The organism is Pseudomonas sp. S1(2024) (genome assembly GCF_046557535.1).
Map to the genome: position 1 here is coordinate 1 of NZ_JBKGFP010000115.1, position 19975 is coordinate 19975.

General features: G+C 63.1%; 21 protein-coding genes. 7 read left to right on the plus strand and 14 right to left on the minus strand.

What is annotated here, in order from left to right; genetic code table 11:
* The first annotated feature begins 217 nt into the window (after positions 1 to 217).
* Both ACLCGK_RS29785 and ACLCGK_RS29790 read left to right on the plus strand, forming a co-directional pair.
* Positions 218 to 1168 carry an IS110 family transposase gene (locus ACLCGK_RS29785; RefSeq protein ID WP_075047071.1) on the plus strand — a complete coding sequence of 317 codons (951 nt, stop codon included), beginning with the start codon at positions 218 to 220 and terminating at the stop codon, positions 1166 to 1168.
* A 407-nt stretch (positions 1169 to 1575) separates the two neighbouring features.
* The gene (locus ACLCGK_RS29790; RefSeq protein WP_015268557.1) at positions 1576 to 2013 is read left to right on the plus strand and encodes a CBS domain-containing protein; all 438 of its coding nucleotides are present in this window, start codon (positions 1576 to 1578) and stop codon (positions 2011 to 2013) included.
* Between the two features lie 6 nt (positions 2014 to 2019).
* Here ACLCGK_RS29790 and ACLCGK_RS29795 read toward each other — a convergent pair whose 3' ends face one another.
* The 3 genes from ACLCGK_RS29795 to ACLCGK_RS29805 all read right to left on the minus strand — a co-directional run bounded on the left by ACLCGK_RS29795 (position 2020) and on the right by ACLCGK_RS29805 (position 3490).
* Positions 2020 to 2658 (minus strand): NADH:ubiquinone oxidoreductase subunit N, encoded by a 639-nt coding sequence (locus tag ACLCGK_RS29795; RefSeq protein ID WP_410953475.1) that lies wholly within the window; start codon positions 2656 to 2658, stop codon positions 2020 to 2022.
* 69 nt (positions 2659 to 2727) lie between these two features.
* On the minus strand, positions 2728 to 2970 hold the full coding sequence (locus ACLCGK_RS29800; RefSeq protein ID WP_015268555.1) for a DUF2789 domain-containing protein: 243 nt from the start codon (positions 2968 to 2970) through the stop codon (positions 2728 to 2730).
* Between the two features lie 61 nt (positions 2971 to 3031).
* Complete coding sequence (locus tag ACLCGK_RS29805) at positions 3032 to 3490, minus strand: aminoacyl-tRNA deacylase (protein WP_015268554.1); 459 nt, start codon at positions 3488 to 3490, stop codon at positions 3032 to 3034.
* Between the two features lie 98 nt (positions 3491 to 3588).
* Here ACLCGK_RS29805 and ACLCGK_RS29810 point away from each other — a divergent pair, with 98 nt between their 5' ends.
* Together ACLCGK_RS29810 and ACLCGK_RS29815 are read left to right on the plus strand one after the other, a co-directional pair.
* The gene (locus ACLCGK_RS29810) at positions 3589 to 4935 is read left to right on the plus strand and encodes an NfeD family protein (protein WP_015268553.1); all 1347 of its coding nucleotides are present in this window, start codon (positions 3589 to 3591) and stop codon (positions 4933 to 4935) included.
* A 2-nt stretch (positions 4936 to 4937) separates the two neighbouring features.
* Positions 4938 to 5690 (plus strand): slipin family protein, encoded by a 753-nt coding sequence (locus ACLCGK_RS29815; RefSeq protein WP_015268552.1) that lies wholly within the window; start codon positions 4938 to 4940, stop codon positions 5688 to 5690.
* A 48-nt stretch (positions 5691 to 5738) separates the two neighbouring features.
* On the opposite strand, the gene ACLCGK_RS29820 is transcribed toward ACLCGK_RS29815, so the two are convergent.
* The 3 genes from ACLCGK_RS29820 to abc-f all read right to left on the minus strand — a co-directional run bounded on the left by ACLCGK_RS29820 (position 5739) and on the right by abc-f (position 9072).
* On the minus strand, positions 5739 to 6371 hold the full coding sequence (locus ACLCGK_RS29820) for a LysE family transporter (RefSeq protein WP_015268551.1): 633 nt from the start codon (positions 6369 to 6371) through the stop codon (positions 5739 to 5741).
* Positions 6372 to 6574: 203 nt separating this feature from the next.
* Positions 6575 to 7162: a mechanosensitive ion channel domain-containing protein gene (locus ACLCGK_RS29825; RefSeq protein ID WP_402914658.1), complete on the minus strand. Its 588-nt coding sequence runs from the start codon at positions 7160 to 7162 to the stop codon at positions 6575 to 6577.
* Positions 7162 to 9072 (minus strand): ribosomal protection-like ABC-F family protein, encoded by a 1911-nt coding sequence (gene abc-f / locus ACLCGK_RS29830; RefSeq protein ID WP_410953476.1) that lies wholly within the window; start codon positions 9070 to 9072, stop codon positions 7162 to 7164. Before abc-f ends, ACLCGK_RS29825 begins: the two co-directional genes overlap by 1 nt.
* Positions 9073 to 9122: 50 nt before the next feature.
* On the opposite strand from abc-f, the gene ACLCGK_RS29835 reads away from it, so the two are divergent.
* Positions 9123 to 9605, plus strand: coding sequence for a TIGR02444 family protein (locus tag ACLCGK_RS29835; protein WP_410953477.1), 483 nt, complete (start codon positions 9123 to 9125; stop codon positions 9603 to 9605).
* Here the strand turns inward: ACLCGK_RS29835 and ACLCGK_RS29840 are convergent.
* Positions 9581 to 10699, minus strand: a complete 1119-nt coding sequence (locus ACLCGK_RS29840) for an AlgP family protein (RefSeq protein ID WP_410953478.1) — start codon at positions 10697 to 10699, stop codon at positions 9581 to 9583. The two genes, ACLCGK_RS29835 and ACLCGK_RS29840, sit on opposite strands and share 25 nt — an antisense overlap.
* 380 nt (positions 10700 to 11079) lie before the next feature.
* On the opposite strand from ACLCGK_RS29840, the gene ACLCGK_RS29845 reads away from it, so the two are divergent.
* Complete coding sequence (locus ACLCGK_RS29845) at positions 11080 to 11718, plus strand: FKBP-type peptidyl-prolyl cis-trans isomerase (protein WP_410953479.1); 639 nt, start codon at positions 11080 to 11082, stop codon at positions 11716 to 11718.
* Positions 11719 to 11727: 9 nt separating this feature from the next.
* Here the strand turns inward: ACLCGK_RS29845 and ACLCGK_RS29850 are convergent, their stop codons facing one another.
* The 7 genes from ACLCGK_RS29850 to ACLCGK_RS29880 form a co-directional block, all read right to left on the minus strand.
* Positions 11728 to 12198, minus strand: coding sequence for an Rsd/AlgQ family anti-sigma factor (locus tag ACLCGK_RS29850; RefSeq protein ID WP_023662697.1), 471 nt, complete (start codon positions 12196 to 12198; stop codon positions 11728 to 11730).
* A gap of 230 nt (positions 12199 to 12428) precedes the next feature.
* Positions 12429 to 12935 (minus strand): disulfide bond formation protein B, encoded by a 507-nt coding sequence (locus ACLCGK_RS29855; protein WP_015268544.1) that lies wholly within the window; start codon positions 12933 to 12935, stop codon positions 12429 to 12431.
* Positions 12936 to 13156: 221 nt separating this feature from the next.
* Entirely contained in the window at positions 13157 to 14395 is a 1239-nt protein-coding gene (locus tag ACLCGK_RS29860; RefSeq protein WP_015268543.1) for a heme biosynthesis protein HemY, read from the minus strand.
* Entirely contained in the window at positions 14392 to 15492 is a 1101-nt protein-coding gene (locus ACLCGK_RS29865; protein ID WP_015268542.1) for a uroporphyrinogen-III C-methyltransferase, read from the minus strand. The genes ACLCGK_RS29860 and ACLCGK_RS29865 overlap by 4 nt, the downstream gene beginning before the upstream one ends.
* A gap of 45 nt (positions 15493 to 15537) precedes the next feature.
* Positions 15538 to 16305, minus strand: a complete 768-nt coding sequence (locus ACLCGK_RS29870; protein WP_410953480.1) for a uroporphyrinogen-III synthase — start codon at positions 16303 to 16305, stop codon at positions 15538 to 15540.
* Positions 16302 to 17243, minus strand: coding sequence for a hydroxymethylbilane synthase (hemC, locus tag ACLCGK_RS29875; RefSeq protein WP_003260212.1), 942 nt, complete (start codon positions 17241 to 17243; stop codon positions 16302 to 16304). Before hemC ends, ACLCGK_RS29870 begins: the two co-directional genes overlap by 4 nt.
* A 192-nt stretch (positions 17244 to 17435) precedes the next feature.
* On the minus strand, positions 17436 to 18179 hold the full coding sequence (locus ACLCGK_RS29880; RefSeq protein WP_410953481.1) for a LytR/AlgR family response regulator transcription factor: 744 nt from the start codon (positions 18177 to 18179) through the stop codon (positions 17436 to 17438).
* Between the two features lie 298 nt (positions 18180 to 18477).
* Between ACLCGK_RS29880 and argH the strand changes: the two genes are divergently transcribed.
* Positions 18478 to 19872, plus strand: coding sequence for an argininosuccinate lyase (gene argH / locus ACLCGK_RS29885; protein ID WP_025337274.1), 1395 nt, complete (start codon positions 18478 to 18480; stop codon positions 19870 to 19872).
* The last annotated feature ends 103 nt before the right edge of the window (positions 19873 to 19975 follow it).

Here is a 19975-nt window from a genome sequence, read left to right on the forward strand (position 1 = left end):
CCGCTTGTGTCTTGATGGGGGATTAGAATTTGGAGTGAGAGCGGTGAATGGCAAGCTGAATGCCGTAGGTGCCTTGAGCACGTGTGGGAGCAAAAGCTGCCATTCACCGTTCCACTTTGGCGAGAGCCCGAACAGTTGGATGCGGCTCTGATCTCGAATCACAAGCGTGGGCCAAGCCAAAGTCCTCTCACTGTTTTGAGTTTAGGAGGTTTTGGTGATGGCTTCCTTCTTGGGTATCGATGTTTCCAGTCTCTCCCTTGATGCTGCGGTGCGGCCACAGGGCATCAAAATGCATTTAAGCAATGATCCAACAGGGTTTGAGGCGCTACTGGAGAGCCTTCGCAAGCTCAGTATCAAACGCGTCCTGTTAGAGGCGACGGGTGGCTACGAGCGAGATGTCATGCGTTTTCTACAGGACGCTGGCTACAAGGTCATACGCGTCAATCCCAGGCGAGCCAGGTCATTCGCTGACTCTTTAGGCATCAAGGCCAAGACTGACGCCATCGACGCCGAGGTTCTGGCGCACTATGCCGAAGTCATTCCAGATCAACCCTCTCTACGAGTCAGCCCCGAACGAGCGCTTCTGCGAGAGTTGCTTCAGCAACGTGATCGGATGGTTCAACAGCGAGATGACGACCTGCGGCGCCTGAAGCAGGTGCAATCGACTGCAGTTGCTAACTACCTGAATGCCAACCTGAAACACTTCAAGGCGCAGATCAAACGGGTTGAGTGTGAGATCGAACAGCAAATCGCGATGCTGAACGACGAACGGGTTGCCCAGCTGATCAAAGTGAAAGGCATTGGGATGGTGACGGCGGGCAAACTAATAGCGCTGCTGCCGGAGCTAGGTCGGGTTGAATCCAGAGAAATTGCCTCCCTGGTTGGGGTGGCGCCCTTCAACCACGACAGCGGGAAATTCATGGGCAAGCGCTCTATCTCTGGCGGGCGATTTGCGGTCAGGCGATCGCTGTACATGGCATGCCTTGTGGCGATGAAATACAACCCAGCACTCAAGGCTCGTTATCAGTCACTGCGGGAGCGCGGAAAACTTCCCAAAGTCGCTATCGTGGCCTGCATGAGAACGTTCATCGTGCGGTTAAATGCCATGCTCAGAACGGGTACATCATGGCTCGATCTAGTGCTACCGCAGCCTGAAAGTACAACGTAAATCCAGAACGCAGCGTGAGCCGCGTGGAAGCGGGCTTGCCCGCGAAGCCAACACCGTGGTGGATGGCACGGGCTTCGCCCGTGTTCGCGGGCAAGCCCGCTCCCACAGGGATCGCGCCAGCTTTTTGAAATTGAGCAAGACAGTTGCTCCCACCTCGACCGCATCGGCCTCGAGCCAGGTGCTATCCCTGTGGGAGCTGGCTTGCCGGCGATGAGGCCAGTACAGGCAACACAAGACAGTTGCTCCCACCCTGTGGGAGCGGCTTTAGCCGCGAAGAGGCCGGCACAGGCGACAACTCATGACGTTTTTCAATCGACTCGATGCCGTTTCCTGCATTGCCGTGCAGAGCGCCGTGCCGGATGCTTTATTTACTCCGAGACATCGCTTTTTCCCCAGCAGAGGCCCGTATGAAGACCGTCGAACAAATCCTCAAGACCAAGTCCCAGCATCAGACCGTGTACACCATCGGCCCGGATGACTCGGTACTCGACGCACTGAAAATGCTGGCGGAAAAAAACGTCGGTGCGCTCCCGGTGGTCGAGGCCAACCAGGTGGTGGGTATCGTCAGTGAACGGGACTATGCGCGCAAACTGGTGCTCAAGGGCCGCTCGTCCGCCGCCACCCCTGTGCGCGAGATCATGAGTGCGCCGGTGGTCACCGTGGAACCGAAGCAGAAGCTCGACTACTGCATGAACCTGATGACCGACCGCCACCTGCGCCACCTGCCGGTGGTCGACAATGGCCAGCTGCTCGGCCTGCTGTCGATCGGCGACCTGGTCAAGGAAACCATCGCCGAACAGGCCAGCCTGATCCTGCAACTGGAGCAATACATCCGCGGTGAATGAAGCGCCTCAATGGTAGGCGCGCTCCAGTTCGTCCAGCTGATGGTCGAAGCTGCGCAGGCGCGCCGACCAGGTGTACACCAGCACTTCCAGATCCCGATTGAGCACGGCAGTGTTGCCATTGCCGCTGCGGGTAGGTTCGCCCAGATCCAGCTGGTAGCGTTCACGGGCCATGGCCTGGGCCACGCTGGACAGGTCGCGGGCATTGGCCAGCCAGTGGTGGTGGTGGTCATGAATTTCGCGGTCGAGCAAGCGGCACTGGCGTTTCAGGGCATCCAGGCTCTGCTCCAGCGGCGTGCCCTTGAGCTCGCCCATGACCTCTTCGAAGGTGCGCCCCGAATGCCAGTAGCTGCCCCAGAAGTAGCGGTCGAACACCGTCTCGACGCGGCGCAGCGCAACTTTGGTGTTCCAGATGGTCAGCAACGTTCGCCCCTGCACCACCTCGCGCTTGTTCAGGTGCAATTGCTGCCAGGCGATCCAGGCCAGCGCCACCAGTGCAACCGCCACAGTGACAGCGGCAGCGGCATACAGGAAATGCACCGCCTGGTTCATCTGTTGCGAATGCCTGATGCCATAGAAGTAACTGGCCGTCAGGGTGCCCAGGATCGTCACGGAGCACCAGAAACCCGGTGCGTAGGGATCTTTCATCGCGCTATCCCCTTGTTGTTTTCCTGAGCATAGCAACGGCCAATCACTCGTCAGGTGCCACTCGGCGCTTTATTTTCGAGGGCGGCGCAACGCTTCGTTGAGTTGATCGAATGGCTCCGCCCAGTCGGCATCCTCATTGATGCTGTCGTTGAGAAACTCGCGCTGGGAAGCGGTCCAGAACGGCGCATCCACCAACTTGATGTCGTTCTTCAGTGGCGAGTGGCTGGCGATGAACTGATCGATGCTCACCGCATCGTCAGGCAGGCCCAATTGTTTGAACAGCTCGGCAAAGGGATGAATCGGCGCTTCCATGGTTCCTCCTGAGAGCCAGGCAAGCCGTCCACGACGCCCGCCCGGCATTGGTGTGAAAACATCAGCACAGCTCGCGCACTTCGGCGTGCGGCACCAGTTTCATGTACTGCTCCATGCTCATGTGGATCAGGTGATCGTGGTCACCCGCTTCCAGGTAGACATCGCCCTGGCGGGTCAAGCTCGGGTCGACCAGCATTTTTATCTGGTAGGCATCGCCAAGGGCCGGTACGGCACCGCGCTCGCAGTCGCCGAACAGGCTCGGCAGGCCGCTTTCACGGGTTAGTTGCCAGGCCCCGGACATGCGCACCTTGGTCATGTCCAGATGCCGGTTGGCCGGTAGAACGGCCATGATGTAGTTGCCATGACGGTCATCGAGCATCACCGACTTGGCGACCCGCTCGGCGGGCACGCCGGCCGTACGGGCCGACTCCAGGCTGGTGGCCGAATGTGGATGGGGAATGATGTCGTAATCGCAGTTGGCCTTGTCCAGGCGATCCTGCAGGGTCTTTGCCATACGCATGATGCACCTCCGGTTTCGCCCCCCAATTTCCAATTTTAGGCCGGGTACCAGCAGGCAGGGCTAAACTTGTGCAATAGAGGCAAACGAGGTGACGACAGGTGATCGCCCGCTGCTGGCGCTGGCTGTTGCTGGTGTTGCTGCTTGGCATTACGCCAGGCGGTCAGGCAGCGCCTGGTGCAGTCTGGGTGCTGGGTGTCGATGACGCCATCGGCCCTGCCAGCGCAGACTACCTGGTGCGCAGCCTCGACCAGGCCAAGGCACAGGGTGCACAACTGGTGGTTATCCGCATGGACACCCCGGGCGGGCTGGACAGCGCCATGCGCCAGATGATCAAGGCGATTCTCGCCAGCCCAGTGCCGGTCGCAACCTTCGTCGCCCCCAGCGGAGCCCGCGCCGCCAGCGCCGGCACTTATATCCTCTATGCCAGCCATGTCGCGGCCATGGCGCCCGGTACCAACCTGGGGGCCGCAACCCCCGTGCAGGTCGGTGCTCCGCCAGGCACGCCCAAGGATGACAAGGCCAAAGGCAGCGATGACGATACCCTCGCGCGCAAGCAGGTCAACGATGCGGCGGCCTACATCCGTGGCCTGGCGCAGCTGCGCGGCCGCAATGCCGACTGGGCGGAGAAGGCCGTGCGCGAGGCGGTCAGCCTGTCCGCCAGCGAGGCCTTGAGGCTTGACGTTATCGACCTGATGGCCGATGACCTGCGTGACCTGCTACACAAGCTCGATGGCAAAACGCTCACTGTCGCTGGCCAGCCCCTGCAACTGCAGACCGCCGGCGCCAACCTGGTCGAGCACCTGCCGGACTGGCGCACACGGGTGTTGGCGGTCATCACCAACCCCAGCGTGGCGCTGATTCTGATCATGATCGGTGTGTACGGCCTGCTGTTCGAATTCATGAACCCCGGCTCGACGGTCGGCGGCGTGGTAGGCGGTATATGCCTGCTGCTGGCGCTATATGCCCTGCAGCTGTTGCCGGTGAGCTTCGCCGGGGTGGCGCTGATATTGCTCGGCATCGCCTTCATGATCGCCGAAGCCTTCCTGCCCAGTTTCGGCGTGGTCGGCTTTGGCGGCATTGTCGCCTTCGTGGTCGGCGCGCTGATCCTGATCGACACCGATGCCCCTGGCTTCGGTATCCCGCTGGCCCTGATCGGCATCCTGGCGGTGCTCTCGGCGCTGCTGATCGGCGGTGTGCTGGGCATGGCGCTCAAGGCCCGCCGACGGGCGCTGGTCAGCGGTGACGCCGGCCTGGTCGGCAGCCTGGTCACCGTCACACAGGTGATGGCGGGCAACCCGTTCTGTGGCTTTGTGCTGGCCCAGGGCGAGCAATGGCAAGCGCAGTGTGCAACGCCACTGCAAGCGGGCCAGAACGTGCGGGTGACCGCGCGCCATGGCGTCATGCTGGAAGTGAGCGCCGCCGCGCCCGCGGCGCAAGGAGAATGACCATGTTCATGCAATTGGGCTTCGGCGCGGTGCTGATCGTGCTGGCGATGCTGTTGCTGTCGGCGTTCCGCATCCTGCGCGAATACGAGCGCGGCGTGGTGTTCCAACTGGGGCGCTTCTGGCAGGTGAAGGGGCCGGGGCTGATCCTGCTGATCCCGGTAATCCAGCAAATGGTGCGAGTGGACCTGCGCACCGTGGTGCTGGATGTACCACCTCAGGATGTGATCACCCGCGACAACGTCTCGGTCAAGGTCAACGCCGTGCTCTACTTCCGAGTGCTCGACCCGCAGAAGGCGATCATCCAGGTCGAGGATTTCCTCGTGGCGACCAGCCAGCTGGCCCAGACCACGCTGCGCGCGGTGCTCGGCAAGCACGAACTGGATGAACTGTTGGCCGAACGCGAGCAACTGAACTCGGACATTCGTCAGGTGCTTGATGCACAGACCGATGCCTGGGGTATCAAGGTGGCCAACGTCGAGATCAAGCACGTCGATCTCAACGAATCGATGGTGCGCGCCATTGCCCGCCAGGCCGAGGCCGAGCGTGAACGTCGGGCCAAGGTGATCCATGCCGAAGGTGAGTTGCAGGCTTCGGAGAAGTTGATGCAGGCGGCGCAGATGCTGAGCAAGGAGCCAGGGGCGATGCAGTTGCGCTACATGCAGACGCTGGGGACGATTGCCGGGGACAAGAGCTCGACCATCGTCTTTCCGCTGCCGGTGGATTTGCTCAAGGGGTTGGTGGACAAGCAGAAATAGAGGTGGCCCATTCGCGGGCTTGCCCGCGAATGGGCTACATACGGTCTGTCAGACTGGCGCGCGACGCAAAGTCGCCAGGAAGGTAGCCGCGCCAATGAACAACCCGGCGAAAGTCCGGTTCAAACGCTTCTGCTGTTTGGGCGTACGCAGTAAGCGCAACACCCGCGCAGCCAACCCGGTATACCCCGCCATCACCAGCATATCCACGGCGACCATGGTCACGGTGATCGCCACATACTGGGGCAACAGCGGTTCATGCGGATTGATGAACTGCGGCAGCACCGCCAGCATGAACACCAGCGCCTTGGGGTTGCTGACGTTGACCAGGAAACCACGGAACACCAGGCTCAGCGGTTTGCCGATCGGACGCACGGCGGATTCATCGCTCATGTCCAAGGGCAGCGCACGCCACTGTTTGTAGGCCAGGTAGACAAGGTAGGCGACACCGAACCATTTGATTATCTGGAACGCCGTGGCCGAGGCAGCCAGAACAGCACCGACGCCGGCGGCGATGATGGCGATCTGCAGGATCAGGCCCAGTTGCAGGCCCAGGGCGTTCCAGTAACCACGCCAGAAACCGTATTGCAGGCCACTGGACATCGAGGCAATCGCCCCGGCGCCGGGTGAAAGGCTGATCACCCAACAGGCGGCAAAGAAGCCCAACCACACTTCCATCGACATCACACACCTCGCTCGGACATATGTTGCAAAACGTTAAGCTAAGGTGTTGGTGAAAAAATAACCAGTAAATTTTGCAGGATTTACTCCGCCAGTACCGGCCTCTTCGCGGGCTTGCCCGCTCCCACAGGTATTGCGCTGCTCTCAAAGGCTATGGATTTCCCGTGGGAGCGGGCAAGCCCGCGAAGAGGGCCGTACAGGATTAATCAATCCACCTCGGCGGACGACTCTTTGTGCATGGACTGCACCTCAGCCCCGCGCCAGCGCCGTACTGACTTCTGGAAGAACTGGCTATTGGGCACCTGCACCAGCGCCCCGCCCGCCTCGGGCATTTCCATCAGCGTGGTGAACAGCAGGTTGATGGCAATCACCCGGCCCTTGACGCCCGGCTTGTCGAGGGTGTCAACCAGTTCGACCACATCACCAATACGAAACGGCCCGACGGTGAAGATCAGCACCGCGCACAGCAGGTTGGACAGCACGCTCCACATGGCGAAGAAAGCCACTGCTGCCACCGCGACGAAGCCGGACAGTGCTGTCCACAGTACCGTCGCCGATACACCCAGGCGCTCCAGTACGAACAGCAACGCGCTGCCCATGATCAGCCAGCGCAGGCCACCACGCACCGGCACCAGCAGCTCCGGCGGCAACGGGTAACGCTGGCTCAGGCGGCTCAGCCCGCGTGCAACGATGCGCTGCAGGACGAAGGCCGCTACCAGGATCAACAGTATCTGCAAGCCCAGCCAGAAGGTGTCCATCCATTGCCCTGGCAGCAGCGAACGCAGTTCCTCCATCAGGACAGCGCCTCGAGCTCGGCCTGCATGCTTTCGAGGGTTTCCAGCGCTTCCATCCAGGCCTCTTCCAGTTCGCCTTCGCGCTGCTTCAGCTTGGTCTGGCGCGCCAGCAGGTCACGCAACTCGTCCTTGCGCGACGCGTCGTAGAGGCCACCATCACCCAGCGCGGTCTCGATCTCGGCCAGTTGCGCGTGCACCTGGTTGAGGTCGGCTTCCAGCTTGTCGGCAGCCTTCTTGTGCGGGGCCAGTTGCTGACGCAAGGCTGCGGCAGCCTGGCGTTGGGCCTTCTTGTCGGTCTTGTCCGGGTTGACCGGGGTGGTACTGGCCGGCGCGCTGCGCTGGCGGTACTCGACCAGCCAGCGGCTGTAGTCGTCCAGGTCACCATCGAAGATGTCGACCTTGCCGTCGGCCACCAGCAGGAAGTCGTCGGTGGTGCTCTTGAGCAGGTGACGGTCGTGCGACACCACCACCACGGCACCGGCAAACTCCTGCAGGGCCATGGTCAGCGCCAGGCGCATTTCCAAGTCGAGGTGGTTGGTCGGTTCGTCGAGCAGCAGCAGGTTCGGTCGCTCCCAGGCGATCAGGGCCAACGCCAGGCGGGCCTTCTCACCACCGGAGAAGTTCACCACCGGCTCGTCGACGCGATCGCCATGGAAGTCGAAGCCGCCCAGGAAGTCGCGCAGGGTCTGCTCACGCTCGGTGGGGGCAATGCGCTGCAGGTGCAGCAGCGGGCTGGCCTTGTCGTCCAGCGAATCCAGCTGGTGCTGGGCGAAGTAGCCCACGGCCAGGTTCTCACCCCGCACCAGGCGGCCCGATAGTGGCTCGAGCTCGCCAGCGAGGTTCTTGATCAGGGTCGACTTGCCAGCGCCGTTGGGGCCGAGCAGGCCAATGCGCGCACCGGGGGTGAGCTGCAGCTTGACCTTGTCGAGGATCGCCTTGTCACCGTAGCCCAGGCGGCCTTCGGACAGGCTCAGCAGCGGGCTGGAGATTTTCTGCGACTCGCGGAAAACGAAGTCGAACGGCGAATCGACATGCGCCGCCGATAGCTCCTCCATGCGCTCCAGGGCCTTGATCCGGCTCTGTGCCTGGCGGGCCTTGGTGGCCTGGGCCTTGAAGCGGGCAATGTACTTTTCCATGTGCGCACGCTGGGCCTGCTGTTTCTCGTAGGCCTGCTGCTGTTGCGCCAGGCGCTCGGCCCGGGTGCGCTCGAAGGCGGTGTAGCCGCCCTTGTACAGGTTCAGCTTGCGCTGCTCGACGTGCAGCACATGGTCGACCACGGCATCGAGGAAGTCGCGGTCGTGGGAGATCAGCAACAACGTGCCGGGGTAGCCCTTGAGCCAGTCCTCCAGCCACAGGATAGCGTCCAGGTCCAGGTGGTTGGTGGGCTCGTCGAGCAGCAGCAGGTCGGAGGGGCACATCAGGGCCTGGGCCAGGTTCAGGCGCATCCGCCAGCCACCGGAGAAGTCGCCGACGCGGCGGTCCATCTGTTCGTTGGTGAAACCAAGGCCGGCCAGCAACTTGCGTGCGCGGGCGTCGGCGGTATAGCCGTCGGCGCTATCCAGCTCAATATGCAGGCGCGCCAGGGCGGTACCGTCGTGGGCCTGCTCGGCCGCAGCGAGTTCGGCCTGGACCTTGCGCAGGCGCACGTCACCGTCGAGCACATAGTCCACGGCCAGGCGATCGAGGGTATCGACCTCCTGGCGCATGTGGGCGATGCGCCAGTCACCGGGCAGCTGGCAATCGCCGGCATCGGGCGACAGCTCACCGCGCAGCAAGGCGAACAGGCTGGATTTTCCGGCGCCGTTGGCGCCGATCAGGCCGGCCTTGTGACCGGTGTGCAGGGTCATCTCGGCGCCTTCTAGCAAGCGCTGCGGACCACGCTGTAAAGTGAGGTTGGATAGTCTGATCATGATGGTCGCGGAGTCTACCAGCTTCCTCGGCCCATAGCGCGAGTGGAACCATGCACACCGACCTGTGGAATCACGCCCTGGCCCTGTACGCCAGGCCCGGCGTGGAAGCCGCCTGCCTTGAACTGCAGGCGCTGGGTGGCGATGTCTGTCTGCTGCTGTGCGCAACCTGGCTGCAGGCGCGTGGCGTGGCCGTGCGGGACGAACGCGTACAGGCATTGCGCGAGGTTACCGAGCCCTGGCAGCGCGAAGTGGTCAACCCATTACGTAGCTTGCGCCAACAGTGGCGAGCAGCAGCGCAAAGTGATGCGCAGCTGGCGGCGTTGCGTGAGCAGGTGAAAGGGTTGGAATTACAGGCCGAGAAAGCCTTGCTGGAACGCTTGCAGGAGCGTTCGCGAAAATGGCCGGCAAGCGCCCATGAGCCCATGGACGACTGGCTGGCCCGGCTGGCGCCGGACCAGGCCCGCCACCACGACGCGCTGGTTGGATTGCGCGTCGCGGCGGCAGCGCTTCAGGACGCCGAAGACGGTGCCTGAGCCGGGGTGCTGGCAGGTGCCGATGGCGCTACCGAAGCTGCCGGGGTGGCCGAGTTGGTCGCGGCGGCCGAAGTGCTGGCGGCTGGCGTAGCCGGTTTGGCTTCGGCTGGCTTGCTGGCAACAGGCTTGGCAGCTGCTGGCTTGGCGGCGGGTTTGGCGGCCGTACGTGCTGGGGCCTTGGCGGCAGCTGGTTTCGCGGCCGGCTTGGCAGCAGCGGCTTTGGCTGGCGTTTTGGCCGCCGCTGGCTTGGCTGCAGGTTTAGCGGCTGCGGTGGCTTTGGCTGCTGGCTTGGCTGCAGGTTTGGCAGCAGCAGTGGCCTTGGCGGCTGGCTTGGCCGCAGGTTTGGCAGCAGCAGTAGCCTTGGCAGTTGGCTTGGCTGCAGGTTTGGCAGCAGCAGTGGCCTTGGCGGCTGGCTTCGCTGCAGGCTTGGCAGCAGCAGTGGCCTTGGCGGCTGGCTTCGCTGCAGGCTTGGCAGCAGCAGTGGCTTTGGCAGCTGGTTTGGCTGCAGGCTTGGCAGCAGCAGCGGCCTTGGCGGCTGGCTTGGCCACAGGTTTGGCAGCAGCAGTGGCCTTGGCGGCTGGCTTGGCTGCAGGTTTGGCAGCAGCAGTGGCCTTGGCGGCCGGCTTGGCTGCAGGTTTGGCCGCAGCAGCCTTGGTGACGGGTTTGGCGGCTGCCGGTTTGGAGGTCTTGGCAGCACGCTGGTCAAGCGCCTTGGCTGCAGCTTCGCGAACCTTGCCTACACCTTGGGCCAGCTTGAGGCTGTCCTGGGCATCGCGCTTGAGTTGCTGAATATAAGAACGAGTCTGGGTTTGACGTTCCTTGAGAGAGTCGAGCAGTTCTTCAAGTTCGCCAATGACTTTTTGCGCCTTGGTCTGCGCCTTGGCTTTACCTGCCTTGGCCGCGTCTTGCAGTTTCAGGCGACCGTTGTGCAGTTTTTCCTGGGCCTTGCCACGCTGCTTTTCCAACTTGGCCAGCAGTTTTTCCGCATCAGCCAGCGCTTGCGAGCAGGCATCTTCCAAGTGTTCGAGCAAGCTGCCCGAAAGTTGCTGGAGCAGGTGTAACGGCGTGCTTACTGGCTTCTTTTTAGCCGACATGGTTTACCTCCTGGCTGACGAGATTGCGGCTCATACTATGCTTCTGCTGCTACCGCCGCTAGGGCATGTTGACAGTATTGTTTACGCCGCGTTGCATGCCTGGGCAAAGTTGTTATCTTGCAGCTCCGAGCAAGTGTAGTTGCTGAATAAATCATTGCTGATATTTGGCAGTTATCTGTATTGCACAGCACTCCTGTAGGAGCGGCCTTGTGTCGCGATGGGCTGCGGAGCAGCCCCTTGATTTCAGCACCACCGCAGATATTGCCGGGGCTGCCTTGCAGCCCTGTCGCGACACAAGGCCGCTCCTACAGGGACCGCGAGCACACAATACAAAACGGAACACTGGCATACTTCCCCGCTCATTGGCGCAGGAACTGACCATGCCTCGATATCTTCTTTTAGGTTTATGCCTACTGGCACCCATCGCCCTGGCCGACAGCGAAGAACATGACCTCGCCTACAGCATCGGCGCCAGCCTGGGTGAGCGGCTGCGCCAGGATATGCCGCGCCTGCAGTTGGATGCGCTGGTAGAAGGCCTGCGCCAGTCCTACCAGGGGCAACCGCTGAAACTCGACAAGGCACGCATGCAGGCTTTGATCCAGCAGCAGGAAGCACAGGAAGGCGATGCCGCCATGCAGAAGCTGCAAGCTGCCGAAACACGCTTCCTGGCCAACGAGCGTGGTCGTTATGGCGTGCACGAACTACCGGAGGGTGTGCTCTACAGCGAACTGCAAGCAGGCACGGGCACGCAGCCCAAAGCCGGCGGCAAGGTGCAGGTGCGCTATGTGGGCAGGCTGCCAGACGGCTCGGTGTTCGACCAGAACCAGACGCCCCAATGGTTCAGCCTGGACTCAGTCATCGAAGGGTGGCAGGTGACCTTGCCAAAGATGCACGCTGGCGCCAAATGGCGCCTGGTGATCCCGTCGGCGCTAGCGTATGGCGCCGAGGGTGCGGGCGACCTGATTGCACCCTACACCCCCCTGGTGTTCGAGATAGAACTGCTGGCGGTTGGCGACTGACGCCAACACTCACGCCGGTAATGCGCCTTCTTCCTTGTGCGCGTTGTGCAACACTTCGATCAGGCAGTCTTCCAGTTCGAAGCGCTCGTGCAGCAGGCCACCCAGCTTGCCCAGCTTTTCGGCAAAGCGCTCGGTGTCCTTGCACTCACCCTTGGCGCAATGGTCATTGAAGGCCAATGCGACCTGAGTACTGTCGTTGATCCGTGGGTTGATCTCTTCGGCCAGCTTCAGCGCCTTCTCGTCGCCGAAGGCCTTGGCCTCACTGACCAACTGCTCGCAGACTTCGAAATGCCACGCCGAAACGTAGTCAACGAGGAGCGCGCAAAAGTCCCCGTTCGTGTCCTTGTCGGCGAAGGCCGGCTTGGCATCGCGCAGCGCGCGGAAAGCCTGCACCAGTTCCTGGCGCTCCTCCAGCCAGCGGTCGATCAGTTTGTGAACCCCACCCCAGCGTTCCTGAGCGTTCTGACAACTATCGAGCATGGCAATCTCTTCCCTTCTGGGTAGATGCCGCTGCACCTCGCACCACGACCGTGCAGCACAAAGGTGACATCAGCAGGCGGCATCGAGCAGTTGTGTTTTCGGTATGCGTGCTGGGAGATTATTCCCGCGCGTGCTGCCCTTCAAGGTACGCAGCGGACAAAGTTCATACAAGTGTTTAATACCCAGTTACACGGCCATTGGTCGTGCCAACGGTGCAACCTTGCGCCAAGTCATGTTCTCGCCAGGGTGCGGAAACGATACGCCAGCAGGCAACTCAAGGGCAGCATTGCCAGCAGCAGGAACGCCAACAGGCTCCACTCGGGCAGGGTCAGGTCGAGGAAGCTCCAGGTCAGCGAGTTGCAATCCGGGCCGCCGAACAACAATTGCCGGGCTGCCTCGCCCCAGGATTGCTCGATCAGCCGCCCGAGCGGCACCGGGCAGACAGCGATGGCCCCGTCATCCCCCTGCAACCATACATGTCGCGCTGCCAGCAACGCCCCGGCCAGCGAACAGCCCAGCGTCGCCCGCGCATAACAACGAATGCCCGCCGTACCCGGTGCCTGCAGCACTGCCGCCAGGCACAGCATTGCGTACACTCCAAGCAGCAACCTCTGGCTGAAACACAACGGGCAGGGCACCAGCCCGAGGACGCTTTCCAGGTGGAAGGACGCAGCCAGTACCGCCAGTGCAGCAAGGCAGGCAGGTAGGAAAAAGGTGCGCAAACGGGCCGGCAGCATGGGCGGTGAAGGTCCCGGGATAATGAAGAGGCTTGAAACGGTAGAGGAAAGAAGCGCTTTGTTTCAAGGCGCGACAGTAAGGACAAGTCGCTGAATCGCTAAGGAAATTTCCAACCATGCGGTAGGAAACGTCTGAAGAAATGGACTGCAGATCTAACTTACACAGAGAGAAAAGTTACCCGCCCCCGAAGCCCGCACCTTTGCGCGGGCCCTGGGGTAGGTCAGGCGCGTACGCCTTCGGGCAAAGGCAGGGCCAGCAGGCGCTCGTCCAGCAGGCCGAGGCCCTCTTGGAACAGCTGGTTGCTGCGCTCGGTCTCGCCAAGGCCGGCGAGCAGGCGCGCCAGCTCGGCACAGGCCTCGGGGTTGCGTTCCATGCGCAGGCTGCTTTCCAGGTAGTCTCGCGCCTTGCCCCACAAGCGGTTCTGCAAGCTCAGACGGCCCAGGGTTAGCAGCAGGCTGGCATCTTGCGGGTGGGCCTTGAGCCAACCTTCGGCTGTTTGCAGCTGGCGCGCCGGGTCATCGCCGCGCACTAGCCCGTACAGGCGTGCCAGATGGCTTTCGTATTCACGCTTGAGGGCGGTGCGAAGCACTTGTTCCGCTTCGCTCTGGGCGCCCACCTGACGCAATTGCTCGGCATAGGCCAGCACCAGTTGTGGCTCCTGGCGCTGGGCAGCAGTCAGTTGCTGCCAAGCGCGCTCCAAAGCCTGACGGGCGCTTTGCGCATCCTCGCCACGGGTGGTGGCCAGGCTCAGGTTCTGGCCCCAGGCACGTTGCTCCAGGGCAGCCAGCTCGGCGGCCGGCAGCACCTTGCCCTTGCGCAGGTCAGGCAGCAGGCGGATCAGGGCAGACCAGTCGCCGCGTTCCAGGTGCAGGCGCTGCAGTAGGCGCAGCACCTGGCCGTTGTGCGGGTGGCGCTCCTGCATGGCCAGCAGGGTTTCCAGCGCGCCGTCGCTTTCGCCACGGTCCATCTGCAATTGCGCGTGGGTCAGGGCAATAGCCAGCTCCGCTTGCGGCTGGCGCTCCAGAGCACGTTCCAGCAGGTTGTCGCTGTCTTCGGTTCGGCCTTGCTCGTTGGCGGCACGCGCGGCACCGAGGTAATAAAGCAACGGCTGGCGCTCGGCCTCGGCGGCACGGTGCAGATGGCGCTGGGCACTGGCCCAACGGCCCTCGGCGAGGTCCAGCTGGCCCTGCTCGATGGCCAGACGAACACGCCGGCTGCGATTACGCCGCGACCACGGGTTGACCACGCCACTGGAAGTCAGCACCAGGCCGACCAGGTAGCGCACCAGCCACAGCAACAGCACCACAACCAGCAAGCCGGCCAGGGCCGCCCACAGCCCCGACTGGTAGCGGAAGCTGCCATAGGAGATCAGCACGTAACCGCTGTGCTTGGCGACCGCGATACCTAGCGCCGCGGCGACCACGATCGCCAGCACGGCCAGCAGGTAGACACGCTTCATGGCTTGCCCCCTTCAGCATCGGCCGGCAGGTGGCGGCGCTGGATATAGGCCTGCACTGCAGCCAGACTTTCGCTGAGGTCAGGGGTAACCACCGACACCGGCTGTTCGGCCAAGGCATTGAGGCTGTCAAGCATGGCCTTGCTTTGCGGGTTGTCGGCGTTGAAGTTGGCCAGCAGCACGCTGCGGGCGTCGTCCAGCGCCTGGGTGTAGACCTTGCTATCGCCATTGAGCGCTGCCCACTGGGCCTGTTCGATGGTCAGGCTCAGGGCCAGGCGCAGCTGGTTCAGTTGCTGCCCGGCCAGCAGCGGACGCACGTTGTCATCGGCGTTGAAGTCGATCTGGAAGTACTTGGAGATTTCGGCCCACCATTGGGACAGGCGACTGGCGCCATCACCATCGGCGGTGAGCGCGCCCAGGGCATCGGCATTGGTGTCGAACTCTGGCGACTGGGCGCTGAGTTGCTGCACCAGCTCGCGCTGAGCGGCGAGTTTCAGGAACAGGCCGGTACGGTCCGGTTGCTGAGTGCTGTTGAGCGTGGCCAGGCTGCGCGCCAATTGCTCACGGGCGGCGAAGGCACCCGGATCGCTCTGCTCGCGCAGGATCTCGTCCGCCCCCTCGACCAAGGCCTTGGCACTGGTGATGTCCTGCAGCGCCGACAGGCGCAGGGTGGCCAGGCGCAGCAGGTGCTCGGCCTCGGCCAGGCGCCATTCCTTGCGGCTTTCGCCCAGTATGGTTTCCAGGCGCTGGCTGAGACGTTGCTGGTCACCCTGCAACTGTGCCACCAGGCGGCGGCGGTCTTCCAGCTCGCTGGCTGCCGGCAGGCTGGCCAGTTGCGCGCTGATCTGCTGCTCACGCTGCTGCAGGGCCTCGGCGCGCTGGTTCAGCGCCTCGATGTGCTGGCCCTGGTTGAATTCGCTGCCTTGCAGTTGACGCACCTGCCAGACACCCCAGCCACCTACCGCCACCCCGGCCGCGCCCAACAGCAGGGCCAGCGTTGCCAGGCCACTGCCGGAGCGCTTGGCAGGTGGGGTGGTGACGGGTTCCGCCGGCGCCTGTGCCGACGGCTGATCGTTATTGGACAAGACAGTCTCGCTCACGTATCCATCCTTTGCATGGGGGCGCACCGCATTCAGCTTAGCGCCTTAAGAGGCAGGTGCAGCGCTGCGCTGCACGGCTGCCAGCAAGGCCGTGGCACTGGCGCCACGGCAATCCACAACCTGTTGGGCCCCGGCGGCCCTGGCCTGATCGGCAACCCGAGGGCTGGGCACGAACAGCGGCAGACGCGCCAGCTGCGGCCAATCGGCGCCGGCCATCTGCTGCAAGTGTTCAAAACCCTGCCCACTGCTGACCACCAGGCCATTGAGGCGTTCCGCTTCGATGCGGCGCATCAGGGTGCCCGCCGGGTAAGCCGGCAGGCAGCGACGATACAGTTCCAGATAATCGACACTAGCACCTTGCTCTGCAAGACGCTCTGCCAGCAGTTCGCGACCTCCCACACCACGAACGATCAAGATCCGCGGTGCCGGCACGGCAACTGCCTGGCGCAGGGCTGGCAGCGCCAGCAACGCTTCGCTGTCATCGCCGCGTGGCGGGACGCTCACCGCCAGGCCTGCACCCTGAAGCACGGCGGCGGTCGCCTCGCCCACGGTGAACCAACCTTGCATGGGTGGCCGCAGGCCGGCCTCGGCCAATTGCTCAAGCAACAAACGGGCTGCCGGCTTGCTGACCACGATGATCGCCTGGAAGCCCTGCAGGCCTTCCAGCAACAGGCGTTGCTGGTTGTCCACAGCGACGGGCTCGATTGCCAGCAGCGGCAGGCAGCTGCTGGCTACCCCCGCCGCTGCCAGGCTTTGCGCCAGTGCCGCACAGTCCTCGGCAGGCCGGGTCAGCAACAGGCGCCACGAACTCACGGGTGGCCGGCCTCGCCGTAGACTTCCTTGAGGATGGCCTCGGCGCCCTGCCCCAGCAGGTCCTCGGCCACCTGCACGCCCAGGGTTTCGGCGGCAGTACGCGGTGCGCGGGCATCGGCCACCAGCAGGGTACCGCCGCTGGGCTGGCCGACCAGGCCACGCAGCCACAGCTGGTCACCTTCCAGTACCGCATAGCAGGCAATCGGTACCTGGCAGCCGCCATTCAGGCGTTTGTTCAGGGCGCGCTCGGCCACCACCCGGTCGGCGGTATCGGCATGATGCAGCGGCGCCAGCAGCGCGTGGATTTCCCGGTCGGCGCTGCGGCATTCGATGCCCACCGCGCCCTGGCCGCCAGCCGGCAGGCTGTCATCGACGCTGATGGTGGAGGTGATGCGGTCTTCGAAGCCCAGGCGGATCAAACCGGCGGCGGCGAGGATGATGGCGTCGTACTCACCGGCATCCAGCTTGGCCAGGCGGGTGTTGACGTTGCCGCGCAGGAAGCGGATCTGCAGGTCCGGGCGACGCGCCAGCAACTGGGCCTGGCGACGCAGGCTGGAGGTACCGACGATGCTGCCGGCAGGCAGCGCATCGAGGCTGTCAAAGGTATTGGAAACGAAGGCATCGCGCGGGTCTTCGCGCTCGCAGATGCAGTACAGGCCCAGGCCTTCGGGGAAGTCCATGGGCACGTCCTTCATCGAATGCACGGCGATGTCGGCTTCGTTGTCCAGCAGGGCGGTTTCCAGTTCCTTGACGAACAGGCCCTTGCCACCGATCTTTGCCAGCGGCGCGTCGAGCAGCTTGTCGCCACGGCTGACCATGGGCACCAGGGTCACCAGCAGACCGGGGTGGGCCTGCTCGAGGCGGGCTTTGACGTATTCGGCCTGCCACAGGGCCAAGGCACTTTTACGGGTGGCAATGCGGATTTCGCGAGTGGACATGGAACGCCCCGATCCAGAGAAATGCTGTCGATGATAACAGCATCGCCGGTATCGCTAGCAGATGTGGATCAGGATCCTGTGCTTACCTGTACCGCCCAATCGCCGGCAAGCCAGCTCCCTCAGCCGTGCAAGGCTCAAGGCTGACACTATACCTGTGGGGGCTGGTTTACCGGCGATTGGGCCGGTACAGGCTCAGAGGGTTTGCATCATCTTGCGCACACCGGCCACATGGCGCCGGCTGACGGTCAGGGCGTCACCGTCCAGGCCTTTCAGGTATAGCTGGAAATGCCCCAGCGGCGTGCGCTGCAGGCGTTCGATACGCTCACGGGCGACCAGGGCATTGCGGTGGATACGCACGAAGCGTTCGCCAAACTCGTCTTCCAGGGCCTTGAGCGGCTCGTCGAGCAACACTTCCCCGGCCTCGTGGCGCAAGGTCACGTACTTGTGGTCGGCAATGAAATAGATGACCTGGGGCAAAGGGATCAGCTCGATGCCTTTGCGCGTGCGGGCACTGATGTGGCTACGCGGGCCGCCGCCTTCGTTGGCCGGCCTGGTGAGCGCCGCCAACTGGGCGCGGTTGGGCTTTTCGGCCTTGCGCAGGGCATCGCGCAAGGCCTGGGCCTGGAAAGGTTTGGTCACATGGCTGAGGGTACTGTCCTTGAAAGCCTCGGCACCGTATTCATCGTCCCCGATGCAAAACACCACCGCCGGAGGCGCCTCGCGCTCGCACAAGCGAGCAGCAACCTGCAGGCCATCCAGGCCTGGCATGCCGATGTCCAGCAGGACCACATCGGGCTTAAGGCTTTCGATCAGCGCCAAGGCCTCCTCGCCGTTGGTGGCGCTAGGCTCCAGCACGGTGTAACCCTCCAGTTCGCCGAGCAGCCGGCTAAGGCGCTCACGGCCTTGGGGTTCGTCATCAACGATCAGGACATTCATAATTGCGCTGGATTCCTGAATGAGTCTCGCACAGGTATAGCGTAGACAGGTATGGTTCGAGCGACACTAAGGTCACGCTCTAGACCGGTGCGAAGGCCAAAGATTCACTCGGCCGGCAGATTCACTGCCAGTCCTCCTGTCCAACTGTAGACGGTCCGTGGAACACTGCCGTTCATTCCTGCAAATCCTTCTCTATCGTTTTCCGCGCAATTCTGTCGACCAGCGCCCTGCGGCGGCCGGCCCAAACCCTGCTATCATCGGCGCCACTTTTTCGTTCACGCCTGCAATGAGTGAATCCATGAGCACCGACAAGACCAATCAGTCCTGGGGCGGCCGCTTCAGTGAACCCGTCGACGCCTTCGTCGCCCGTTTCACCGCCTCGGTCGATTTCGACAAGCGCCTGTACCGCCACGACATCATGGGTTCGATCGCCCATGCCACCATGCTGGCGCAGGTCGGCGTGCTCAGCGATGCCGAGCGCGACACCATCATCGATGGCCTGAAGACCATCCAGGGTGAAATCGAAGCCGGCACCTTCGACTGGCGCGTCGATCTCGAAGACGTGCACATGAACATCGAGGCACGCCTGACCGACCGTATCGGCATCACCGGCAAGAAGCTGCACACCGGCCGTAGCCGCAACGACCAGGTGGCCACCGACATTCGCCTGTGGCTGCGCGACGAAATCGACCTGATCCTGGCCGAGATTACTCGCCTGCAGCAGGGCCTGCTGGAGCAGGCCGAGCGTGAAGCCGAAACCATCATGCCCGGCTTCACCCACCTGCAGACGGCACAGCCGGTCACCTTCGGCCATCACCTGCTGGCCTGGTTCGAAATGCTCAGCCGCGACTACGAGCGCCTGGTCGACTGCCGCAAGCGTGCCAACCGCATGCCCCTGGGCAGCGCCGCGCTGGCAGGCACCACCTACCCGATCGACCGCGAGCTCACCTGCAAGCTGCTGGGCTTCGAAGCCGTGGCCGGCAACTCGCTGGACGGCGTGTCGGACCGCGACTTCGCCATCGAATTCTGCGCCGCCGCCAGTGTGGCGATGATGCACCTGTCGCGCTTCTCCGAAGAGCTGGTGCTGTGGACCAGCGCGCAGTTCCAGTTCATCGACCTGCCAGACCGCTTCTGCACCGGCAGCTCGATCATGCCGCAGAAAAAGAACCCGGACGTGCCGGAACTGGTACGTGGCAAGAGCGGCCGTGTGTTCGGAGCCCTGACCGGTCTGCTGACCCTGATGAAAGGCCAGCCACTGGCCTACAACAAGGACAACCAGGAAGACAAGGAACCGCTGTTCGACGCGGCCGACACCCTGCGCGACTCGCTGCGTGCCTTTGCCGACATGATTCCGGCAATCAAGCCCAAGCACGCCATCATGCGTGAAGCGGCCCTGCGCGGTTTCTCCACTGCCACCGACCTGGCCGACTACCTGGTACGCCGTGGCCTGCCGTTCCGTGACTGCCATGAGATCGTGGGTCACGCGGTGAAGTATGGCGTGGACACCGGCAAGGACCTGGCCGAGATGAGCCTGGACGAACTGCGCCAGTTTAGCGACCAGATCGAGCAGGACGTGTTTGCCGTGCTGACCCTGGAAGGCTCGGTGAATGCCCGTAACCACATTGGTGGTACCGCACCGGCGCAGGTGCGTGCGGCCGTCGCCCGCGGCAAGGCGCTGCTAGCTTCGCGTTAAGGCCCATTGCGAGGGCTTCGCCCTCGTTCGCGGGCACGCCCGCTCCCACAAAGTCAATGCTTCCCCTTTGGGGCGGGAGTGTCCGCTAACGACCCAAAAACAT

Coding starts and splice junctions, on each gene's coding strand:
- ACLCGK_RS29805 (WP_015268554.1), bottom strand. CDS start 3,490: ATGCGTATGGCAAAGACCCTGCAGGATCGCCTGGACAAGGCCAACTGC.
- ACLCGK_RS29785 (WP_075047071.1), top strand. CDS start 218: ATGGCTTCCTTCTTGGGTATCGATGTTTCCAGTCTCTCCCTTGATGCT.
- ACLCGK_RS29795 (WP_410953475.1), bottom strand. CDS start 2,658: ATGAAAGATCCCTACGCACCGGGTTTCTGGTGCTCCGTGACGATCCTG.
- ACLCGK_RS29815 (WP_015268552.1), top strand. CDS start 4,938: ATGTTCATGCAATTGGGCTTCGGCGCGGTGCTGATCGTGCTGGCGATG.
- abc-f (WP_410953476.1), bottom strand. CDS start 9,072: ATGATCAGACTATCCAACCTCACTTTACAGCGTGGTCCGCAGCGCTTG.
- ACLCGK_RS29855 (WP_015268544.1), bottom strand. CDS start 12,935: ATGCTGCCGGCCCGTTTGCGCACCTTTTTCCTACCTGCCTGCCTTGCT.
- ACLCGK_RS29825 (WP_402914658.1), bottom strand. CDS start 7,162: ATGGAGGAACTGCGTTCGCTGCTGCCAGGGCAATGGATGGACACCTTC.
- ACLCGK_RS29880 (WP_410953481.1), bottom strand. CDS start 18,179: ATGAATGTCCTGATCGTTGATGACGAACCCCAAGGCCGTGAGCGCCTT.
- ACLCGK_RS29840 (WP_410953478.1), bottom strand. CDS start 10,699: ATGTCGGCTAAAAAGAAGCCAGTAAGCACGCCGTTACACCTGCTCCAG.
- ACLCGK_RS29845 (WP_410953479.1), top strand. CDS start 11,080: ATGCCTCGATATCTTCTTTTAGGTTTATGCCTACTGGCACCCATCGCC.
- argH (WP_025337274.1), top strand. CDS start 18,478: ATGAGCACCGACAAGACCAATCAGTCCTGGGGCGGCCGCTTCAGTGAA.
- ACLCGK_RS29790 (WP_015268557.1), top strand. CDS start 1,576: ATGAAGACCGTCGAACAAATCCTCAAGACCAAGTCCCAGCATCAGACC.
- ACLCGK_RS29860 (WP_015268543.1), bottom strand. CDS start 14,395: ATGAAGCGTGTCTACCTGCTGGCCGTGCTGGCGATCGTGGTCGCCGCG.
- ACLCGK_RS29820 (WP_015268551.1), bottom strand. CDS start 6,371: ATGTCGATGGAAGTGTGGTTGGGCTTCTTTGCCGCCTGTTGGGTGATC.
- hemC (WP_003260212.1), bottom strand. CDS start 17,243: ATGTCCACTCGCGAAATCCGCATTGCCACCCGTAAAAGTGCCTTGGCC.
- ACLCGK_RS29850 (WP_023662697.1), bottom strand. CDS start 12,198: ATGCTCGATAGTTGTCAGAACGCTCAGGAACGCTGGGGTGGGGTTCAC.
- ACLCGK_RS29835 (WP_410953477.1), top strand. CDS start 9,123: ATGCACACCGACCTGTGGAATCACGCCCTGGCCCTGTACGCCAGGCCC.
- ACLCGK_RS29800 (WP_015268555.1), bottom strand. CDS start 2,970: ATGGAAGCGCCGATTCATCCCTTTGCCGAGCTGTTCAAACAATTGGGC.